14 protein-coding genes and 4 tRNA genes are annotated in these 15,025 nt (G+C 55.6%); 14 read left to right on the forward strand and 4 right to left on the reverse strand.

Annotated elements, in window-relative coordinates:
- Positions 1-50 precede the first annotated feature (50 nt).
- The 4 genes from KJI95_RS17430 to KJI95_RS17445 all read left to right on the forward strand — a co-directional run bounded on the left by KJI95_RS17430 (position 51) and on the right by KJI95_RS17445 (position 550).
- Positions 51-126 (forward strand) — tRNA-Glu (locus KJI95_RS17430).
- 154 nt (positions 127-280) lie between these two features.
- Positions 281-356: transfer RNA gene (locus tag KJI95_RS17435), tRNA-Ala, on the forward strand.
- A 34-nt stretch (positions 357-390) separates the two neighbouring features.
- Positions 391-466 (forward strand) — tRNA-Glu (locus tag KJI95_RS17440).
- A gap of 8 nt (positions 467-474) precedes the next feature.
- Positions 475-550, forward strand: a tRNA-Ala gene (locus KJI95_RS17445).
- Positions 551-921: 371 nt separating this feature from the next.
- Here the strand turns inward: KJI95_RS17445 and KJI95_RS17450 are convergent.
- A complete protein-coding gene (locus KJI95_RS17450) occupies positions 922-2,760 on the reverse strand; it encodes an ABC transporter ATP-binding protein (protein ID WP_432653816.1) in 1,839 nt (612 codons plus the stop codon).
- Between the two features lie 399 nt (positions 2,761-3,159).
- Between KJI95_RS17450 and KJI95_RS17455 the strand changes: the two genes are divergently transcribed.
- From KJI95_RS17455 to KJI95_RS17490, 8 genes are all read left to right on the forward strand, one after another.
- Positions 3,160-4,971 carry a DNA-3-methyladenine glycosylase 2 family protein gene (locus tag KJI95_RS17455; protein ID WP_349356755.1) on the forward strand — a complete coding sequence of 604 codons (1,812 nt, stop codon included), beginning with the start codon at positions 3,160-3,162 and terminating at the stop codon, positions 4,969-4,971.
- A gap of 26 nt (positions 4,972-4,997) precedes the next feature.
- Positions 4,998-5,564, forward strand: a complete 567-nt coding sequence (locus tag KJI95_RS17460) for a methylated-DNA--[protein]-cysteine S-methyltransferase (RefSeq protein WP_214508487.1) — start codon at positions 4,998-5,000, stop codon at positions 5,562-5,564.
- A 110-nt stretch (positions 5,565-5,674) separates the two neighbouring features.
- Complete coding sequence (locus KJI95_RS17465; protein ID WP_214508488.1) at positions 5,675-6,142, forward strand: phosphatase domain-containing putative toxin; 468 nt, start codon at positions 5,675-5,677, stop codon at positions 6,140-6,142.
- A 30-nt stretch (positions 6,143-6,172) separates the two neighbouring features.
- Positions 6,173-7,696 carry a phospholipase D family protein gene (locus KJI95_RS17470; protein ID WP_214508489.1) on the forward strand — a complete coding sequence of 508 codons (1,524 nt, stop codon included), beginning with the start codon at positions 6,173-6,175 and terminating at the stop codon, positions 7,694-7,696.
- Between the two features lie 16 nt (positions 7,697-7,712).
- Positions 7,713-8,612 (forward strand): chemotaxis protein, encoded by a 900-nt coding sequence (locus KJI95_RS17475; RefSeq protein WP_214508490.1) that lies wholly within the window; start codon positions 7,713-7,715, stop codon positions 8,610-8,612.
- A 336-nt stretch (positions 8,613-8,948) separates the two neighbouring features.
- A complete protein-coding gene (gene sstT / locus KJI95_RS17480; RefSeq protein WP_214508491.1) occupies positions 8,949-10,169 on the forward strand; it encodes a serine/threonine transporter SstT in 1,221 nt (406 codons plus the stop codon).
- Positions 10,170-10,278: 109 nt separating this feature from the next.
- The gene (locus KJI95_RS17485) at positions 10,279-10,968 is read left to right on the forward strand and encodes a CIA30 family protein (RefSeq protein ID WP_250885929.1); all 690 of its coding nucleotides are present in this window, start codon (positions 10,279-10,281) and stop codon (positions 10,966-10,968) included.
- 454 nt (positions 10,969-11,422) lie between these two features.
- Positions 11,423-11,716, forward strand: coding sequence for a hypothetical protein (locus KJI95_RS17490; RefSeq protein WP_250885930.1), 294 nt, complete (start codon positions 11,423-11,425; stop codon positions 11,714-11,716).
- A gap of 6 nt (positions 11,717-11,722) precedes the next feature.
- Here the strand turns inward: KJI95_RS17490 and KJI95_RS17495 are convergent, their stop codons facing one another.
- From KJI95_RS17495 to KJI95_RS17505, 3 genes are read right to left on the reverse strand one after another with little or no spacing between them, the layout of a single operon-like run.
- Positions 11,723-12,412, reverse strand: a complete 690-nt coding sequence (locus KJI95_RS17495; RefSeq protein ID WP_214508493.1) for an RluA family pseudouridine synthase — start codon at positions 12,410-12,412, stop codon at positions 11,723-11,725.
- A gap of 44 nt (positions 12,413-12,456) precedes the next feature.
- Positions 12,457-12,966: a protein disulfide oxidoreductase gene (locus KJI95_RS17500; RefSeq protein ID WP_214508494.1), complete on the reverse strand. Its 510-nt coding sequence runs from the start codon at positions 12,964-12,966 to the stop codon at positions 12,457-12,459.
- Between the two features lie 10 nt (positions 12,967-12,976).
- A complete protein-coding gene (locus tag KJI95_RS17505; RefSeq protein WP_214508495.1) occupies positions 12,977-13,570 on the reverse strand; it encodes an acyl carrier protein phosphodiesterase in 594 nt (197 codons plus the stop codon).
- 157 nt (positions 13,571-13,727) lie between these two features.
- On the opposite strand from KJI95_RS17505, the gene KJI95_RS17510 reads away from it, so the two are divergent.
- Together KJI95_RS17510 and queA are read left to right on the forward strand one after the other, a co-directional pair.
- The gene (locus KJI95_RS17510) at positions 13,728-13,886 is read left to right on the forward strand and encodes a hypothetical protein (protein WP_214508496.1); all 159 of its coding nucleotides are present in this window, start codon (positions 13,728-13,730) and stop codon (positions 13,884-13,886) included.
- Positions 13,887-13,948: 62 nt separating this feature from the next.
- Positions 13,949-14,986: a tRNA preQ1(34) S-adenosylmethionine ribosyltransferase-isomerase QueA gene (gene queA / locus KJI95_RS17515; RefSeq protein WP_214508497.1), complete on the forward strand. Its 1,038-nt coding sequence runs from the start codon at positions 13,949-13,951 to the stop codon at positions 14,984-14,986.
- Positions 14,987-15,025 lie beyond the last annotated feature (39 nt).

Consider the following 15,025-nt stretch of genomic DNA (forward strand, 5'->3'; position numbering starts at 1 on the left):
CCGCGTAGCTCCACCAAATACGCGTTCACGGCGTTAATCGTGAGTCCGGGGTCCCCTTCGTCTAGAGGCCTAGGACACCGCCCTTTCACGGCGGTAACAGGGGTTCGAATCCCCTAGGGGATGCCAATTTTTGCTGAGTTTCGTAAAACCAGTGCTCGTCACCGAGGATAACAGTGGTCCGGGTCCCCTTCGTCTAGAGGCCTAGGACACCGCCCACCTTCTTTGGGTAGAGAGTCGGCGGTAACAGGGGTTTGAATCCTCTGGCAAATACCATAATTTTGGGGTTATAGCTCAGCTGGGAGAGCGCTTGCATGGCATGCAAGAGGTCCGCGGTTCGATCCCGCGTAGCTCCACCAAATACGCGTTCACGGCGTTAATCGTGAGTCCGGGGTCCCCTTCGTCTAGAGGCCTAGGACACCGCCCTTTCACGGCGGTAACAGGGGTTCGAATCCCCTAGGGGATGCCAAAAATTTTGGGGTTATAGCTCAGCTGGGAGAGCGCTTGCATGGCATGCAAGAGGTCCGCGGTTCGATCCCGCGTAGCTCCACCAAATTTTAAACCACCTTCACGGGTGGTTTTTTGTTTTTGGCGTTCAGCACACTGTTGCTGATCCAGACGCCCTGTCTTGTTTGGTGCTGTCCTGCCTTATCAATTTCATTCCCTTAGCAGCGTGTTTGCTGAAGCGGCTGTCGGTTATCCAATTCCCTGCATTGTTTCAACTGCCACTTGACCTCTGTAGCGCCAGAGCCTCGGGACAGGGCGTGGTGGAAATGGGAAGGACGCTAAAAGGATGCAGAGGTTTACCGGCCCAAAACAAAAAGACCCTGATTGTTCGGGGCCTTTTTCTCATTTGTATGTGTTGCGTACGAGCGGCGTATGTTCCAAAAGCCAGTCAGTAAAGCTTAGCTGTGTCTGGGCACGTTACTCAGTGCCGAGGAAGCCTCCGGTCTGGTGCGCCCACAGCTGAGCATAAATGCCGCCTTGCTCAATCAGCTCTCTGTGGCTGCCTTGCTCAACAATTTTACCCTCATCGAGCACGATAAGGCGGTCCATTGCGGCAATCGTTGATAATCGGTGGGCGATGGCAATCACGGTTTTGCCTTCCATCAGCTGATACAGGCTCTCCTGAATGGCCGCTTCGACTTCGGAGTCGAGCGCAGAGGTGGCCTCATCAAGAATAAGAATGGGCGCATCCTTAAGCAGCACCCGGGCAATGGCAATGCGCTGGCGCTGACCTCCCGAGAGTTTTACGCCGCGCTCGCCGACCATGGCATCGAGCCCATGGTTACCCGCAGGATCCGACAGATTGTCGATAAACTCTTTTGCCTGCGAGCGCGAAATGGCGCTTAACAGCTCGGCTTCAGTCGCATCCGGGCGGCCATAGAGAATGTTTTCCCGAATAGTGCGGTGTAAAAGCGAAGTGTCCTGGGTCACCATGCCGATGTTTGCGCGCAGCGAATCCTGGCTGACACTGTTGATTGCCTGATCGTCAATGCGGATTTCGCCGCGCTCGACATCGTAAAAGCGCATCAAGAGGTTTACCAGCGTCGATTTACCGGCACCTGAGCGGCCGACCAGCCCGACTTTTTCGCCTGCACGAATGTCGAGTTTGAGCCCCTCAATCACGCCGCTCACTTCGCCATAATGAAAGCTCACGTCATCAAAGCTGATTTTGCCTTCAGTCACCCGAAGCGGCTGCGCCGCCGGCGCATCGACAATCTGCGTGGGTTTGGAGAGGGTATTCATGCCGTCTATCACTGTGCCGACGTTTTCAAACAGCGAGCTGACTTCCCACATTATCCATTGGCTCATGCCATTAAGGCGCAGCGCCAGACTGACGGCAATCGCAATTGCGCCTATGGTGATGGCCTGCTCGGTCCACAGCGCAATGGCGATGGCGGCCACCGCAAATACCAGCACATAGTTGATGACCTGCACACTGACGTTAAGCCCGGTAACCAGTCGCATCTGGCGATAAACTGTGTCCAGAAATCCGCTCATCGCATCGCGGGCGTAGGCCGCTTCACGCTGATTGTGGGAAAAGAGCTTCACGGTTGAGATATTGGTGTAACTGTCGACAATCCGGCCGGTCATGGTGGAGCGCGCATCGGCCTGCTCGGTCGATACGGTTTTAAGCCGCGGGATGAAGTACCACTGCAGGCCGATATAGAATACGAGCCAGGCCAGCATCGGCAGCATCAAACGCCAGTCACTTTTGGCGATAATCACCAGCATCGACGTGAAATACACCAGAATGTACACGGCGACATCCAACAGCTTCATCACGCTTTCCCGCACCGCAAGCGCGGTTTGCATCACCTTGGTCGCAATGCGGCCGGCAAACTCATTTTGGTAAAAACCAATACTTTGGCGCAGCAAATAGCGGTGTGCGAGCCAGCGAATTGACATCGGATAATTGCCAAGCAGACTCTGATAGGCAATCAGTGCATGCAGCAACACCAGCAAAGGGATCGCGACCAATACCAAAAGCGTCATGCCAAGCAGGGTACGGCCTTCTTCCTGCAGCAGGGTGGCGGGATCTTTGGTGGCAAGCCAGTCCACCAATTGGCCCATAAAGCCAAACAGCGACACTTCAAGCATCGCGAGCAGCGCCGTAAGCACCGACATGGTGATGAGCGGCACTTCAAAGCCTTTGGTGTAATGGCGGCAGAAGGCAAACAGGGTTGCTGGGGGCTGGCTCGGCTCGGTGTCCGGCAGCGGCGTCGTCCAGCGTTCAAATAATTGATACAGGGTTTTCATCTTGGGCTTCCTTGGCACACAGCAATGCAGCATATCGTAAATTAAGGTTCTGTCTTCGATAAAAATGCCGATTTTTGCGTCCGTCTCCGTCATTGATTATTTGATTGCTTATTTGATTGGCTACTTGATTGGTTATTTGTAAGTCGCAAAGCCCTCAGGTCCATTAACCCTAAATTCAATTGAGGGCCGTTTTCCGCTGGTTGAGGGATCGCGGGCGCGCTAAAGTGACACAACGAATGATGAAACCGGGTCCGCCCACAGATGCCAGCCAAGAATGACGCTATAACTTTGCCTAAGCAGGAGCTGACCAAGAGTCTTCGCAAAGGCCAATCCAAGCCCGAGCGAAAAGACCAGCGCAAACCAGAATGCAAAGGCCAACCAGAACCCAAAAGCCAACTCGTGCAAGCTAAAGTGCCACACAATGGCCAAAGCGGCGCGCGTTGCCCTGATAATGACGTGTGCCAGCGGGCGCGCCTGAGCCGCGATGCGCGGTTTGACGGGGTGTTTTTTGTCGGTGTGTTTTCCACCGGCATTTATTGTCGCCCCGTGTGTCCGGCGCCGCTGCCAAAAGAAGACAACGTGCGCTACTTTGCCAGCGCCCAGGAGGCCGCGGCCGCAGGGCTTCGGCCCTGTCTTCGCTGCCGCCCTGAATCGGCGCCGGGCTCGGCACCCTGGCGCGGCACGGCAACGACCCTTGGCCGGGCGATGGCGCTGATTGATGCCGGTGCACTTAATGCGGCAATAGACAGTGAGCCAGATGGCAGCGCCATAGAAGCGCTGGCGGCGCGGCTTGGCGTTGGCAGTCGCTACCTTCGTAAGCTGTTTCAGGAGCAGCTGGGTATGTCGCCCAAGGCCTACGGCGATTATCGGCGCCTCTTGCTCGCCAAGGCGCTTTTGCATCAAACCCAATTGCCGATGTCCGAGGTCGCATTTGCCGCAGGCTTCGGGTCGCTGCGCCGCTTTAATGAAGTGTTTCGCGATAAACTGGCGCTTACGCCGGCATCGCTGCGCCGAAGCACGGCTTTGCCACAATCTCAAGAACCTGGCTGTGCGACCGACAGCAGCCATGTACGAACGACTAAAGAGGTAAGCAGCAATACAAGCATAAACATAGGTACACAGGAGGCGTGCAGGGTGCTCACGGCCGACATTCGCTTAACCTTAAGTTTCCGGCCGCCTTACGATTTTATGGCGCTGCGGCAGTTTTTTATGGCGCGCGCGATAAATGGCAATGAATGGTTTGTTGATGCGGCAGGCGAGCCCTGCATCGGCAAAGCTCTGAGCATCGGGCCGCTTAACGGCTACTTCGAAGCATCGCCCATCAAGGGTAAGCATGCGCTGATGGTCAGCATCTATCCCGGGCCTGAGCTTGGCAACCTGAGTGCGTTTCTTTCGCAAATCCGCCGGGTGCTGGATTTGGATGCAAACCTTGGCGTAATTGAGGCGCATATCAGCGATGCGATTAAGTCTCTGATCCCAAAGGCACGGCTTCAGCAGTCTGAAGATGGCGGCGATGAAACGCGCGCCTTTGATTTACGTGCGTTAGGCATGCAGGTGAATTCACTGCCGGGGGCCGGCAGCTATTTTGAAGCCTGTTGCCGCGCAGTGCTCGGTCAGCAGGTGAGTTTGACTCAGGCCACATCGTTACTGAATGCGCTGGTGGACGAAGTGGGGGAGACGGTAACGCTTGGCTCCCGCGAGTGCCGGCTGTTTCCGACACCGGCGGCGGTTGCGGGCGCCGAGCTCGCCACCCTTAAAATGCCCGGTGCTCGTAAACTTGCCCTGAACCGGCTCGGTGCACTGTTTGCCGGTACCGCGTTATGCGAGCTTGCAGAAAAAGCCGAAGGCATTATCGCAGACAAGGCCAGTAGCGATAGCGCAGAAAAGCATAACGGCATTCGCGCTGACGGGCTTGGCAATAGCGCTGACAAGGGCACCGAGCTGCTGGAGCCAACCGAAGCCTCTCTCCTTGCGCTTAAGGGCATAGGCCCCTGGACGGTAAACTACGCCAGCATGCGCGGTTTATCGTCGCCGGATGTGTTGCTTGATGGCGATTTGATTGTACGTCAGCGCCTTGAATTGTGCGGTCTTGCCGAGATGTTGCCAGTGCTTAAGTCGCGGGTATCACCCTGGGGCAGTTACCTCACGTTAATGCTGTGGCATATGGATGCAGACGTGCTGAAGACGCTGAAATCAACGCTAATCAAATAAAAATCAGATAATAAGGATAAAAGACTATGCAAACTCAAGCGGGTGGATGCCACTTTTCTTCCCCGGCACTGTCTTCGCCGGCACTGTTTTCCCCTGCACTGTGCGCGGCGGCGCGTGAAGTCATTACGCCGATTGGCCGCTTCTGGCTTGCAGCGAGCGCCAATGGCCTGATGCAGCTTGCCTGTGAGCTTGCGCCCTCGACGCTGAAGGAATTAACCCTTACTGCCAGCGAGCAGGACATCCAGGCCGCGAACGCTCACCTTGATGATGCCTGTGGCCAGCTTGAGGCCTATCTCGCTGGCAGACGGCAGACGTTCAGCCTCGCCCTTGCGCCCAAAGGCACTGAGTTTCAGCGCGCGGTCTGGCAGCAACTGGTTGCTATCCCGTTTGGCGACACGCAAAGCTACTCGCAAATCGCCACCGCCATTGGTCGCCCCAAGGCCGTACGGGCGGTCGGCGCGGCAAACGGCGCCAATCCCATCGCCATCATAGTGCCCTGCCACAGGGTGATAGGGAAAAATGGTACTCTCACCGGCTATGCCTGGGGCCTTGAGATGAAGTCGGCGCTGCTGGCGCTGGAATCGGCCCGCTGAGCAGGCAGTGCTTTTAGCCGCAGACAACAGGTAAAAAAACTGCGTTTTATCAAGTCAGACTTTGGCCGCCTTCTGGCATAATGGTGTCAGATTGGTGGTTGGGGACTGAAATGAAACATCTGTACTGGATGGTTGACGGGGTGCTGGCCGGACGCTGCGGCCCTTGCAGTGAGCCGTGGGATCTGGCGCAGCTTAAACAGTCAGGGATTGGCGCCGTGGTGTCTTTGTGTGAGGTGGCGGGGGATTTATCGGTATTTGCCGACGCCGGGCTTGAGCATCTGTATCTGCCGATGGCGCGCAACGTACCGCCCACCGACGCAGATTTGCAGATAGCTGCCGATATTATGCAGCGCTCGCTTGGCTGGATTGCCGAGCGGGAGCTTCGCGGCGTGCCTGTGCTGGTGCATTGCAGCCTGGGTAACGATCGCACCGGCCTTTTGCTCGCATCTTACCTGATGATGCAGGGCGCAGCGCCCGTGCATGCGGTCAGTCAGGTGCGAAGCTACCGGGACGCGGCATTTACTGCCGAAGGCTGGGATCAATTCGTATACGATGTGTTATATTCAATTCAAAGTTAATCCATTTGAAATTAAACGGAATTCAATTCAATGGCGCGACCGGTATCCTGGCATTCGTTTTGGGTAATGTTGCTTGGCTGTGTCACCCTCGGTGGCTGCGCGAGCTTGCCGCCGCAGGAAGCGCGGCCGCAAACCCTTAAGCTCACCTCAGCGCCGGATAGCCGGATTGCCGGTTATCTGGCTGAGCCGCTCGCGGCGCACCCGGGTAAAAGCGCGGTGCTTGCGCTGTTTGAAGGGCTCGATGCCATGGTGGCGCGCCTTGCGCTTATTCAGGCGGCCGAGACCAGCATTGACCTGCAGTACTATATCTTTCGAAACGATGACACCGGCCGTTTGATTGCCTGGCAATTGCTCGAGGCCGCCGATCGCGGCGTGCGGGTGCGGCTGCTGCTTGACGATACCGCGAGCGCCACCATCGACCGCCAGCTTGCCATCATTGCCAAACACCCGAATATTTCGGTCAGGCTTTACAATCCCTCGGCGCACCGGACGCTGCGTACGTTGTCGTTTCTTGGCGATTTTGCCCGCATGAACCATCGGATGCACAACAAGTCACTCACGGTGGATAACCGCCTGAGTGTGGTGGGCGGGCGCAATATCGGCAACGAGTACTTCTCCAACGATGAATCCGTGGAGTTTGGCGATTTGGATTTGCTGCTCGCTGGCCCTGTGGTGGATGAAGTATCGGATCAGTTTGATGCCTACTGGAATGCGCCTTCTACCTATGGCGTGGAGCAGCTTACTGAGGTGGATGAGCCTGCCGCCCTTGACGATTTCTATCAAATTGTCGCCTCGCAAAAGCTTGAGCTTGATGGTCATCCTTATCTCACCCGGCTTGCCAAATCGCCGCTGCTGCGGCACATGGCGGACAATCGCCTCAATTGGTACTTTGGCGATGCAAGGGTGTTGGTTGACCCGCCTGAAAAACGCGAGGGCGATACCCAAAGCTGGATGATCACGCCCCTACTTAAAGAGTTTGCCGGGGCACAAAAAAGCGTGGTGGTGATTTCGCCGTATTTTGTGCCCACAGATGAAGGGGTGACGCTGCTGAATAATCTTGTAAAACGGGGCGTTGCGGTCACGGTTATCACCAACAGCCTTGCCGCCACCGACGTGCTTGCGGTGCATTCGGGTTATTCGGGTTATCGCGAGCGGCTGCTTCGCGGCGGCGTAAAGCTTTATGAAGTCAAATCCACCGGCCGTAAACCCGGTTACTCCTGGAAAGGCAGCTCCCGCTCAAGCCTGCATGCAAAAAGTTTCGTGTTTGACGACACCCGGCTGTTTGTCGGCTCATTTAATTTTGATCCGCGCTCTGCCTGGCTTAATACTGAAATGGGGGTGCTGGTTGAGCAGGCCGAGATGAACAAAGCGCTGCGGGACTGGTTACCGACCTTTTTGCAAAAAAATACCTATGAGCTTAACTTGTCGCCGGACGGCCTTTATTGGCACGATTTGAAGACAGGTACCGATATTTATGCCGAGCCACAGGCCGGTTTCTGGCGCCGCCTGATGGCCGATTTTTTGGCGCTGTTTCCCTTGGAATCCCAGCTGTAACTCGTGAAGGGGATGTATGAAAAGTAAGGCCAATCAGTCTCAGGGGCTGCTGCTGTTCCATTTGAGCCGGCAACAGCTGTTTGCCATGGGCACGTTGAAAATCCGTGAGCTGGTGCCCTATACCCATTTGAATGCGCTGCCGCAGCAACACCCATCTGTGCTTGGCACGGCCACTGTGCGCGGCCAGACCATTTCGGTTATCGATATGTCGGCGGCGGTGGGGTATCCGCCAATCGCCGAAGAAGAACGCAAAAAGTGCTTTATCATCATCACCGATTGTCAGCGGATGCTGATTGGGTTTTTGGTGCGTGCCATCGATAAGATAATCGAGTGTAACTGGCGCGATATTCAGTCGCCGCCGGAAAACCTTGGTCGCAACGCTTACCTTACCGGCGTAACCCGCTATCAGGACAAGCTGGTTCAATTGCTGGATGTGGAGCTGCTGCTGTCAAAAATCTTCCCCATCAAGGATGACAAGCGTATCGCCATACTCACCGATATTCAGCGTGAGCAGCTTAAGCCGATGAATGTGCTGCTGGTGGATGACTCCAAGGTCGCGCGCAAGCAGCTTGGGGATGCGCTCGATGCGATTAATATCCCCTATCAGGTGTCCGCCAACGGACGTGATGCGCTCGAACTGATGCGCAGCAATGCCGCCGAGGGGCGGCCGGTAAACATTCTGGTGAGCGATATCGAAATGCCGGGCCTCGATGGTTATGAGCTGGCCTTTGAAGTGAAAAATGATGCACCGCTCGCAGGCGCCTACATCATTTTGCACACCTCGCTGTCGAGCGAAATCAGTGTCAGTCAAGCCAAGCAGGTCGGCGCCGATGAAGCGCTGACCAAGTTTGATGCCCAGGAGCTGATAGCCGCTATGCTGCGCGGGGTGGACCATCAGCACCAGCTCCGGGGCTGATGCCTGATGCAGTGTGAGTGGTTTTGCATTGCCTGTGTCAAGATGCCTGTGCTCAGCGCGCCTGAGCATTCAGCCTTACGGTGCGATTAACGTGGCGGTGAACTTTGCCTGTTTGCAGCCAAATTGCGCCATCAAGGTAACAGCCGCCACAAAAGCCGCCACTTTGCTGGACAAACCCTGTCAGTTTCGATAAAACCCATTGCCGGGGTGCCTCGGCGCGTTGCGCATTCGTTTAAGCGCAGCAGCGCTGTTGGCAGCAATAACAGTATTCAGCCTGGGGCGTTTGCCAGGCCCACGATAACGATAACAAGCTCGATAATAAGAGAAGGTCAAGTCATGAGTTCCAACACGTCTTTACTGGCGCGTCTCGCCGGTGGCAGCCTGGTGCTGCAAATCCTTGTGGGGATTATTCTGGGTGGGCTGCTTGCTGCATTCAGCCCTGAGCTTGCCAATCAGGTGGCCTTTTTGGGCGATCTGTTTGTTGGCGCTTTGAAGGCCATTGCCCCTGTGCTGGTGTTTGTGCTGGTGGCTGCATCCATTGCCAATCAGCAAACCGGCACCCAATCCAATATGCGGCCGATTATCGTGCTCTATTTGCTCGGTACTTTCGCCGCCGCGCTCACCGCCGTGGTGTTAAGTTTTGTGTTTCCGGCCAATCTGGTGCTGGTGGATGCCGCGGCGTCGGCCAATCCGCCCCAGGGCATAGGCGAGGTGCTCAATACCCTGCTGTTTAAACTGGTAGACAACCCGGTCAATGCCCTCATTACCGCCAACTATATCGGCATTCTTGCCTGGGGTTTGGGGCTTGGGATAGTGCTGCGCCACGCCAGCAGCAGTACTAAAACTGTGCTGTCTGATGTGAGCCACGGCGTATCGCAGCTGGTGCGTTTTGTTATTCGCCTCGCCCCCATTGGTATTTTTGGTCTGGTGGCCGCAACCTTTGCCCAAACCGGTTTTGAGGCTATCGGCGGCTATCTGCAGCTGCTGGCGGTGCTGCTTGGCGCGATGGCGATTATCGCCTTTGTGGTGAATCCGCTGATTGTGTTTTGGAAGATACGCCGCAACCCCTATCCGCTGGTATTCAAGTGTTTACGTGAAAGTGGCGTAACTGCGTTTTTCACCCGCTCAAGCGCGGCCAATATTCCGGTGAACATGGCGCTGTGTGAGCGTTTGAAGCTCCACGAAGATACCTATTCGGTGTCTATCCCCCTTGGCGCGACCATCAATATGGCCGGCGCGGCCATTACCATTACTGTACTGACCCTCGCGGCAGTGCACACGCTCGGTATTGAGGTGGATTTGGCCACGGCACTGCTTTTGTCTGTGATTGCCTCTGTATCGGCCTGCGGCGCTTCCGGTGTTGCGGGTGGCTCCCTGCTGCTTATTCCACTTGCCTGCTCACTGTTTGGTATTTCCAACGATGTGGCCATGCAGGTAGTGGCGGTGGGCTTTACCATTGGGGTCATTCAGGACAGTGCCGAGACGGCGCTTAACAGCTCAACCGACGTACTCTTTACTGCTGCTGTGTGCGAGGCGGCCGAGCGCAAGGCTGCCTGAGTCTTTACTGCCTGCTTTCGCTTCTACAGCAGCCTGAGCTCCAGTAGCAAAAGTTCCAGTAGCGAAAGCCCCAGACGCAAGAGCCCCAGACGCAAGAGCCTGAAGGAATTTGAACATCATAAAAAAGCGGCAGCATAATGACACTGCCGCTTTTTTTATGCCATTTTCAATGGTGTTCTTTGCCTGGTTTTTATATTACTTAGGGAGATTTGCCATGCTGCTGGTGGATTTTTCGAGGGCCGACACTCCCGTACGCTGGTATAGCATCAACGATGGGGTGATGGGCGGTTTGTCAGCATCGAGTCTGCGGCTATCCCCGGAAGGTTTTGGCGTGTTTTGCGGTCATCTGTCCCGCGAGAACGGTGGCGGCTTTGCCTCTGTTTATCTTGAATTTCCGCCGACTGACGTCAGTGCATTTACCGGCATTGAAATTGAATTAAGCATGCCGCAGCGGTCTTTTAAACTGAACCTTAAAGACAGAAACTGCCGCGACTATCTCTATCAGGCTGCACTGACAATGCCTGCCCCCCTCATCAGGGGCGGGAGTGGCCAAGCGAATGATGACGCCAATGAAGACATCAATGCTGCAGCATTTAGAGAAAAGGGTGCAGCAGAGGGCGGCAGGTGGCTGCGCTGCCGCCTGCCTTTTGCTCATTTCAAAGCAATGCGCCGCGGCATGCCGGTTCAGGCGCGAGCCCTTGATTTGACAGCCCTTACCGAGCTTGCCCTGGTCGCGGCCGGGGCGCCTGAGGGCGACTTCAGTTTGCGACTTCGCAGCATCGGCTTATACCGCGACTGAAGCTCAGTTTACTTTGCCCATCGCTCTGATGAGATGCATCCATGACGTTAGCCAATGGCTTTCTCGTTCCGGCACTTAGCTTTGACAGCTCCTCATTTACACAGTGCTATGCAGCTGACCCAAATCACGGCAGTGATATCGAACGATCGATAAAGTGAGCTTGCTCGCGTTTTTAATTTTCGGCGGCGTTACACTGGCGCCAGCAGATAAGTGAATTTTATCCCCTGCTAATTTATTGAATTATTGTTAGCTTCAGCTAATGGCTTGTTAATTATTTTATCGCATTCAATGATGTGGCCGCGTTGGCGGCGACATCAGGAGAAATCGGTCGATGGCGACTATGCTGAGTGCTGCAGCGGTTTTTGGCAGCTTTGCTGCAACGGAAAGCTGGCAAAGCCGGGTGGCGCCGTTAAGTGCCTTAATGCGCCGGCGTTTGGGAGGATGGGAGGAGCATATGGATTTGAGAGAGACTATCGGCAGTTTTGTCGATGAGCGGCCGGAGCAGGGCGACAGCCTGACCCTGTATCGGGAAAATGGGCGGGTGTATTTGCAAACCTGGTTCAGTGATGGCTGCCACAGCCGCGATGAAATGGCGGTGACTCAAACCGAACATGGCATGCGCCTTGACGACAAAGGTGGCAACTTTTTCGGCGAGTTTTTTGTAATGACAGCTGCCGGGCTTGAGTTTCATAACGACGCTGGCTGCTTTTACACGGCGCCCTTTTATCGCGAGCAGGCCGAAGCGTAAGCGCCGCTAAAACGGCGCTTTACTGATAAATTCCATCGATTTGCCGCTGTAGGGGTGGCGAAAACAAAGCCGCTCGGCATGCAGGCACAGCCTTGGCATAGCGCTTTGCACCGTGCCTGTTTCAGCGGCCGCGGTTTGAAACGCAGAATCACACCCGTAAAAGTCATCCCCCAGAATGGGATGGCCAATGGCCAGCATATGCACCCTAAGCTGGTGGGTGCGGCCGGTTTCTGGAATCAGTTCCATCAGCGCTGAGTTACCGCGCGTTTCAAGCACCCGATAATGGGTGATGGCGGCGCGGCCTTCCTTTTTATCCACCTTCTGCCAGGGCGGATTGTCCCTGTCTTTGCCAAGTGGCAGGTCGATGGTGCCTTTGCCATTCGCCGGTGTGCCCGCCACCAGGGCGATATAGCGCTTTTCTGTTTCGCGGTTCTGAAATTGGGTTTTCAGCGAGGATTCGGCCTGCTTGCTGCGGGCAAATACCATGATGCCCGAGGTGGCGCAGTCGAGCCGGTGCACGAGCAGCGCCCCCGGGTAGATCATTTCAAGCCGGGTGAGGGCGCAGTCATGGGTGTGCGCCGCCATGCCGGGGTTTGACAGGAGGCCCGACGGCTTGTTGATGATAATAATGTCCCTGTCCACGTAGCGGATATCCAGCCAGGGAAGTTTCGGGGGGCGGTATTCAAAAATCTGCATGTCGGCTCCTGTTAAGGGCCACTATTTTAGCGGATTTTTTACTGTCAATTCATCAGCGACGTAATAAAAAGCCGAAGCCGTAGGCCGGGCTCACTGGTAATGCCTCTGGTGACAAAGTGGATGTTGCCGTCGCCATCGACCACAAAAATCGACGGAAAGCCGCTCACGCCAAATTGTTTGGCAAGCGCGCCATTGTCGTTGATAGCATCAAACTCATAGCCTTGCTGCTGTAAAAAGGCCCGCACTCTTTCATCGTTTCCGGAATCCACCGCTATGGCGACCACGGGATAATCGCTCTCGATGCGGCTTATTGCAGGGGAGGTGAGTTTGCAGACACTGCACCAATCGGCAAAAAAGTACACCAGCGTGGGTTTGCCGCCGCTGTGGGGCAGGGTAAGCAGACTGTGCTCGACGCCGCTGGCGCTGATGGCCGGCGCGGTGTCTTTGAGCATGTCTTTTTGCTGAAAGGCGGCAATGCCGTAAAACAGTGCCATGGCGATGGCCGCTTCCAGCAACAGCTGTTTGCGGCGGCTCTTTTTCGGTTTGGGATCCAAGTTCAATCCTTTACAAATACTCAGCAGGGGTGGTGCGGGCAAAACGGCGGGAATAGGCCATCAGCTGCGGATACAGGGTACGAAATGCTATCTCAAGCTCGGTGTCGAGGCGTTTGAGCACTTCTTCTGCGCCGTCAAACAGCGCGGGTTTTGACACCCGGCGGCGCATGCCGTTGACGGCGGCATTCAGGCCGCTGCGAGACGCATAACCGCCAAGCCAATCTTCACGGCACATCAGCACGATGGCAGCAGAGAGGTTGTCAGGCAGGTCGGTTGCCGCCTGTAGTGAGGCGTAGGCGCGGGATGCAAAATCCTTAAGTGGCTCATGATGATATTCTTCCCAGTCGCGGGCGAGGCGATGGTCAAAACCCAAATCAATCAGCACAGGTGCCACGCGGCGAAGCTGCGCGGGAAACAGGGCGAGGGTTTCTTTAAAAATTTCGTGTTCGTCGGTGATTTTATCGATTTGTCGGTGCAGCCACAGTCCCTGTTGCAGCGATTTGGGGAAACGCGCGATCGGGCCTTTGGCAAAATCACCGGCCAGATTGGCCGCAAGACTGGTGCCGCTGATATCGGCCAGATGCAAATGTGCAAGAAAGTTCATAATTTGTGCTTTGAATGGCGCAAGGGATCAAGGTATCATGCGCGCCGATGTCTAGGGAACCCTTTACCAATTAAACAAGGCCAAAGAGCCAAGGGGAACCCTTAAGGATGTGACATCGAGCACCCTGAGTACACGGCCCCCAAAGGAGTCACGGACGATGTTGAATTGGTTTACCAACGCCCTTGGAATCACCAAAAAAAGTCAGCGTAAAAAAGTGCAGGTGGATATTCCCTTTGAACACCTGCAGAACGAACCCCGCAGCCAGAGCCCCCAAACCCCGTCAGAGAGTAATAAGCAAGCACCCAAGGATCCTTGATCTTAGCGGGCGCTGCCCCTAGACTACGCGCGTCTTTTTTGGCCACGGCTTGAGAGTTGTAGATGCGAGTAGCTGACTTTACCTTTGACCTTCCCAATGAATTGATTGCCCGCTACCCCATGGCAGAGCGTACCGCGTCCCGATTGCTGCAGCTCGACGGCAGCAGCGGCGCGTTATCCGACCGCCAGTTCACCGATATTCTGAGCCTGATTGAGCCGGGCGATCTGATGATTTTCAATAACACCCGGGTTATTCCGGCGCGTCTGTTTGGCCAGAAGGCCAGCGGCGGCAAGCTGGAGATCCTGGTGGAGCGCATGCTCGATGATAAACGCATCCTGGCCCATGTGCGCTCATCCAAGTCTCCCAAGCCCGGCACCGAAATCCAACTCGACGGCGGCTTCACCATGGTGATGGATGCCCGTCACGATGCCTTGTTTGAGCTGTCGCTTAAGGATGATAAAACCATCCTCGAAGTGCTCGAAGCCGTTGGCCACATGCCGCTGCCGCCTTATATCGACCGTCCCGATGACGATGCCGACAAAGAGCGCTACCAGACAGTTTACAACGAGCGCCCGGGTGCCGTGGCAGCGCCCACCGCCGGTTTGCATTTTGATGAAAAAATCCTCGCCGCGCTCAAGGAAAAAGGCGTCGATACCGCCTTTGTGACCCTGCACGTGGGTGCAGGCACCTTCCAGCCGGTACGGGTGGATAATATCCTTGAGCACAAGATGCACTCCGAGTGGGCCGATGTGCCTGCCGATGTGGTTGAAAAAATTCGCGCCACCAAGGCCGCCGGTAAGCGGGTGATTGCGGTCGGCACCACCTCGGTGCGTTCACTCGAGAGCGCCGCCAAAGCCAGTGCAGGCGAGTTGCAACCTTTCTGCGGCGATACCGACATCTTTATTTACCCGGGGTTTGAGTTCAAAGTGGTCGATGCCATGGTCACCAACTTCCACCTGCCGGAGTCGACTCTCATCATGTTGGTCAGTGCCTTTGCTGGCTTTGATGAAGTGCTCAATGCCTATCGTCACGCGGTTGCGCAAAAATACCGCTTTTTCAGCTACGGCGATGCGATGTTTGTGACTAAAAAAGCCCCCTAAAGGCATTTTTTGTTTTAAAATGACGGCCCAACCCTCTGG

Origin of the sequence: Shewanella jiangmenensis (assembly GCF_018596335.1) — a bacterium.
Lineage (GTDB): Bacteria > Pseudomonadota > Gammaproteobacteria > Enterobacterales > Shewanellaceae > Shewanella > Shewanella jiangmenensis.

Excerpts from the sequence above, each read along its gene's own strand:
- KJI95_RS17460 (WP_214508487.1), top strand. The coding sequence starts at position 4,998 with ATGCAAACTCAAGCGGGTGGATGCCACTTTTCTTCCCCGGCACTGTCT.
- KJI95_RS17450 (WP_432653816.1), bottom strand. The coding sequence starts at position 2,760 with ATGAAAACCCTGTATCAATTATTTGAACGCTGGACGACGCCGCTGCCG.
- KJI95_RS17465 (WP_214508488.1), top strand. The coding sequence starts at position 5,675 with ATGAAACATCTGTACTGGATGGTTGACGGGGTGCTGGCCGGACGCTGC.
- KJI95_RS17475 (WP_214508490.1), top strand. The coding sequence starts at position 7,713 with ATGAAAAGTAAGGCCAATCAGTCTCAGGGGCTGCTGCTGTTCCATTTG.
- KJI95_RS17470 (WP_214508489.1), top strand. The coding sequence starts at position 6,173 with ATGGCGCGACCGGTATCCTGGCATTCGTTTTGGGTAATGTTGCTTGGC.
- KJI95_RS17490 (WP_250885930.1), top strand. The coding sequence starts at position 11,423 with ATGGATTTGAGAGAGACTATCGGCAGTTTTGTCGATGAGCGGCCGGAG.
- queA (WP_214508497.1), top strand. The coding sequence starts at position 13,949 with ATGCGAGTAGCTGACTTTACCTTTGACCTTCCCAATGAATTGATTGCC.
- KJI95_RS17495 (WP_214508493.1), bottom strand. The coding sequence starts at position 12,412 with ATGCAGATTTTTGAATACCGCCCCCCGAAACTTCCCTGGCTGGATATC.
- KJI95_RS17505 (WP_214508495.1), bottom strand. The coding sequence starts at position 13,570 with ATGAACTTTCTTGCACATTTGCATCTGGCCGATATCAGCGGCACCAGT.
- sstT (WP_214508491.1), top strand. The coding sequence starts at position 8,949 with ATGAGTTCCAACACGTCTTTACTGGCGCGTCTCGCCGGTGGCAGCCTG.
- KJI95_RS17510 (WP_214508496.1), top strand. The coding sequence starts at position 13,728 with ATGTTGAATTGGTTTACCAACGCCCTTGGAATCACCAAAAAAAGTCAG.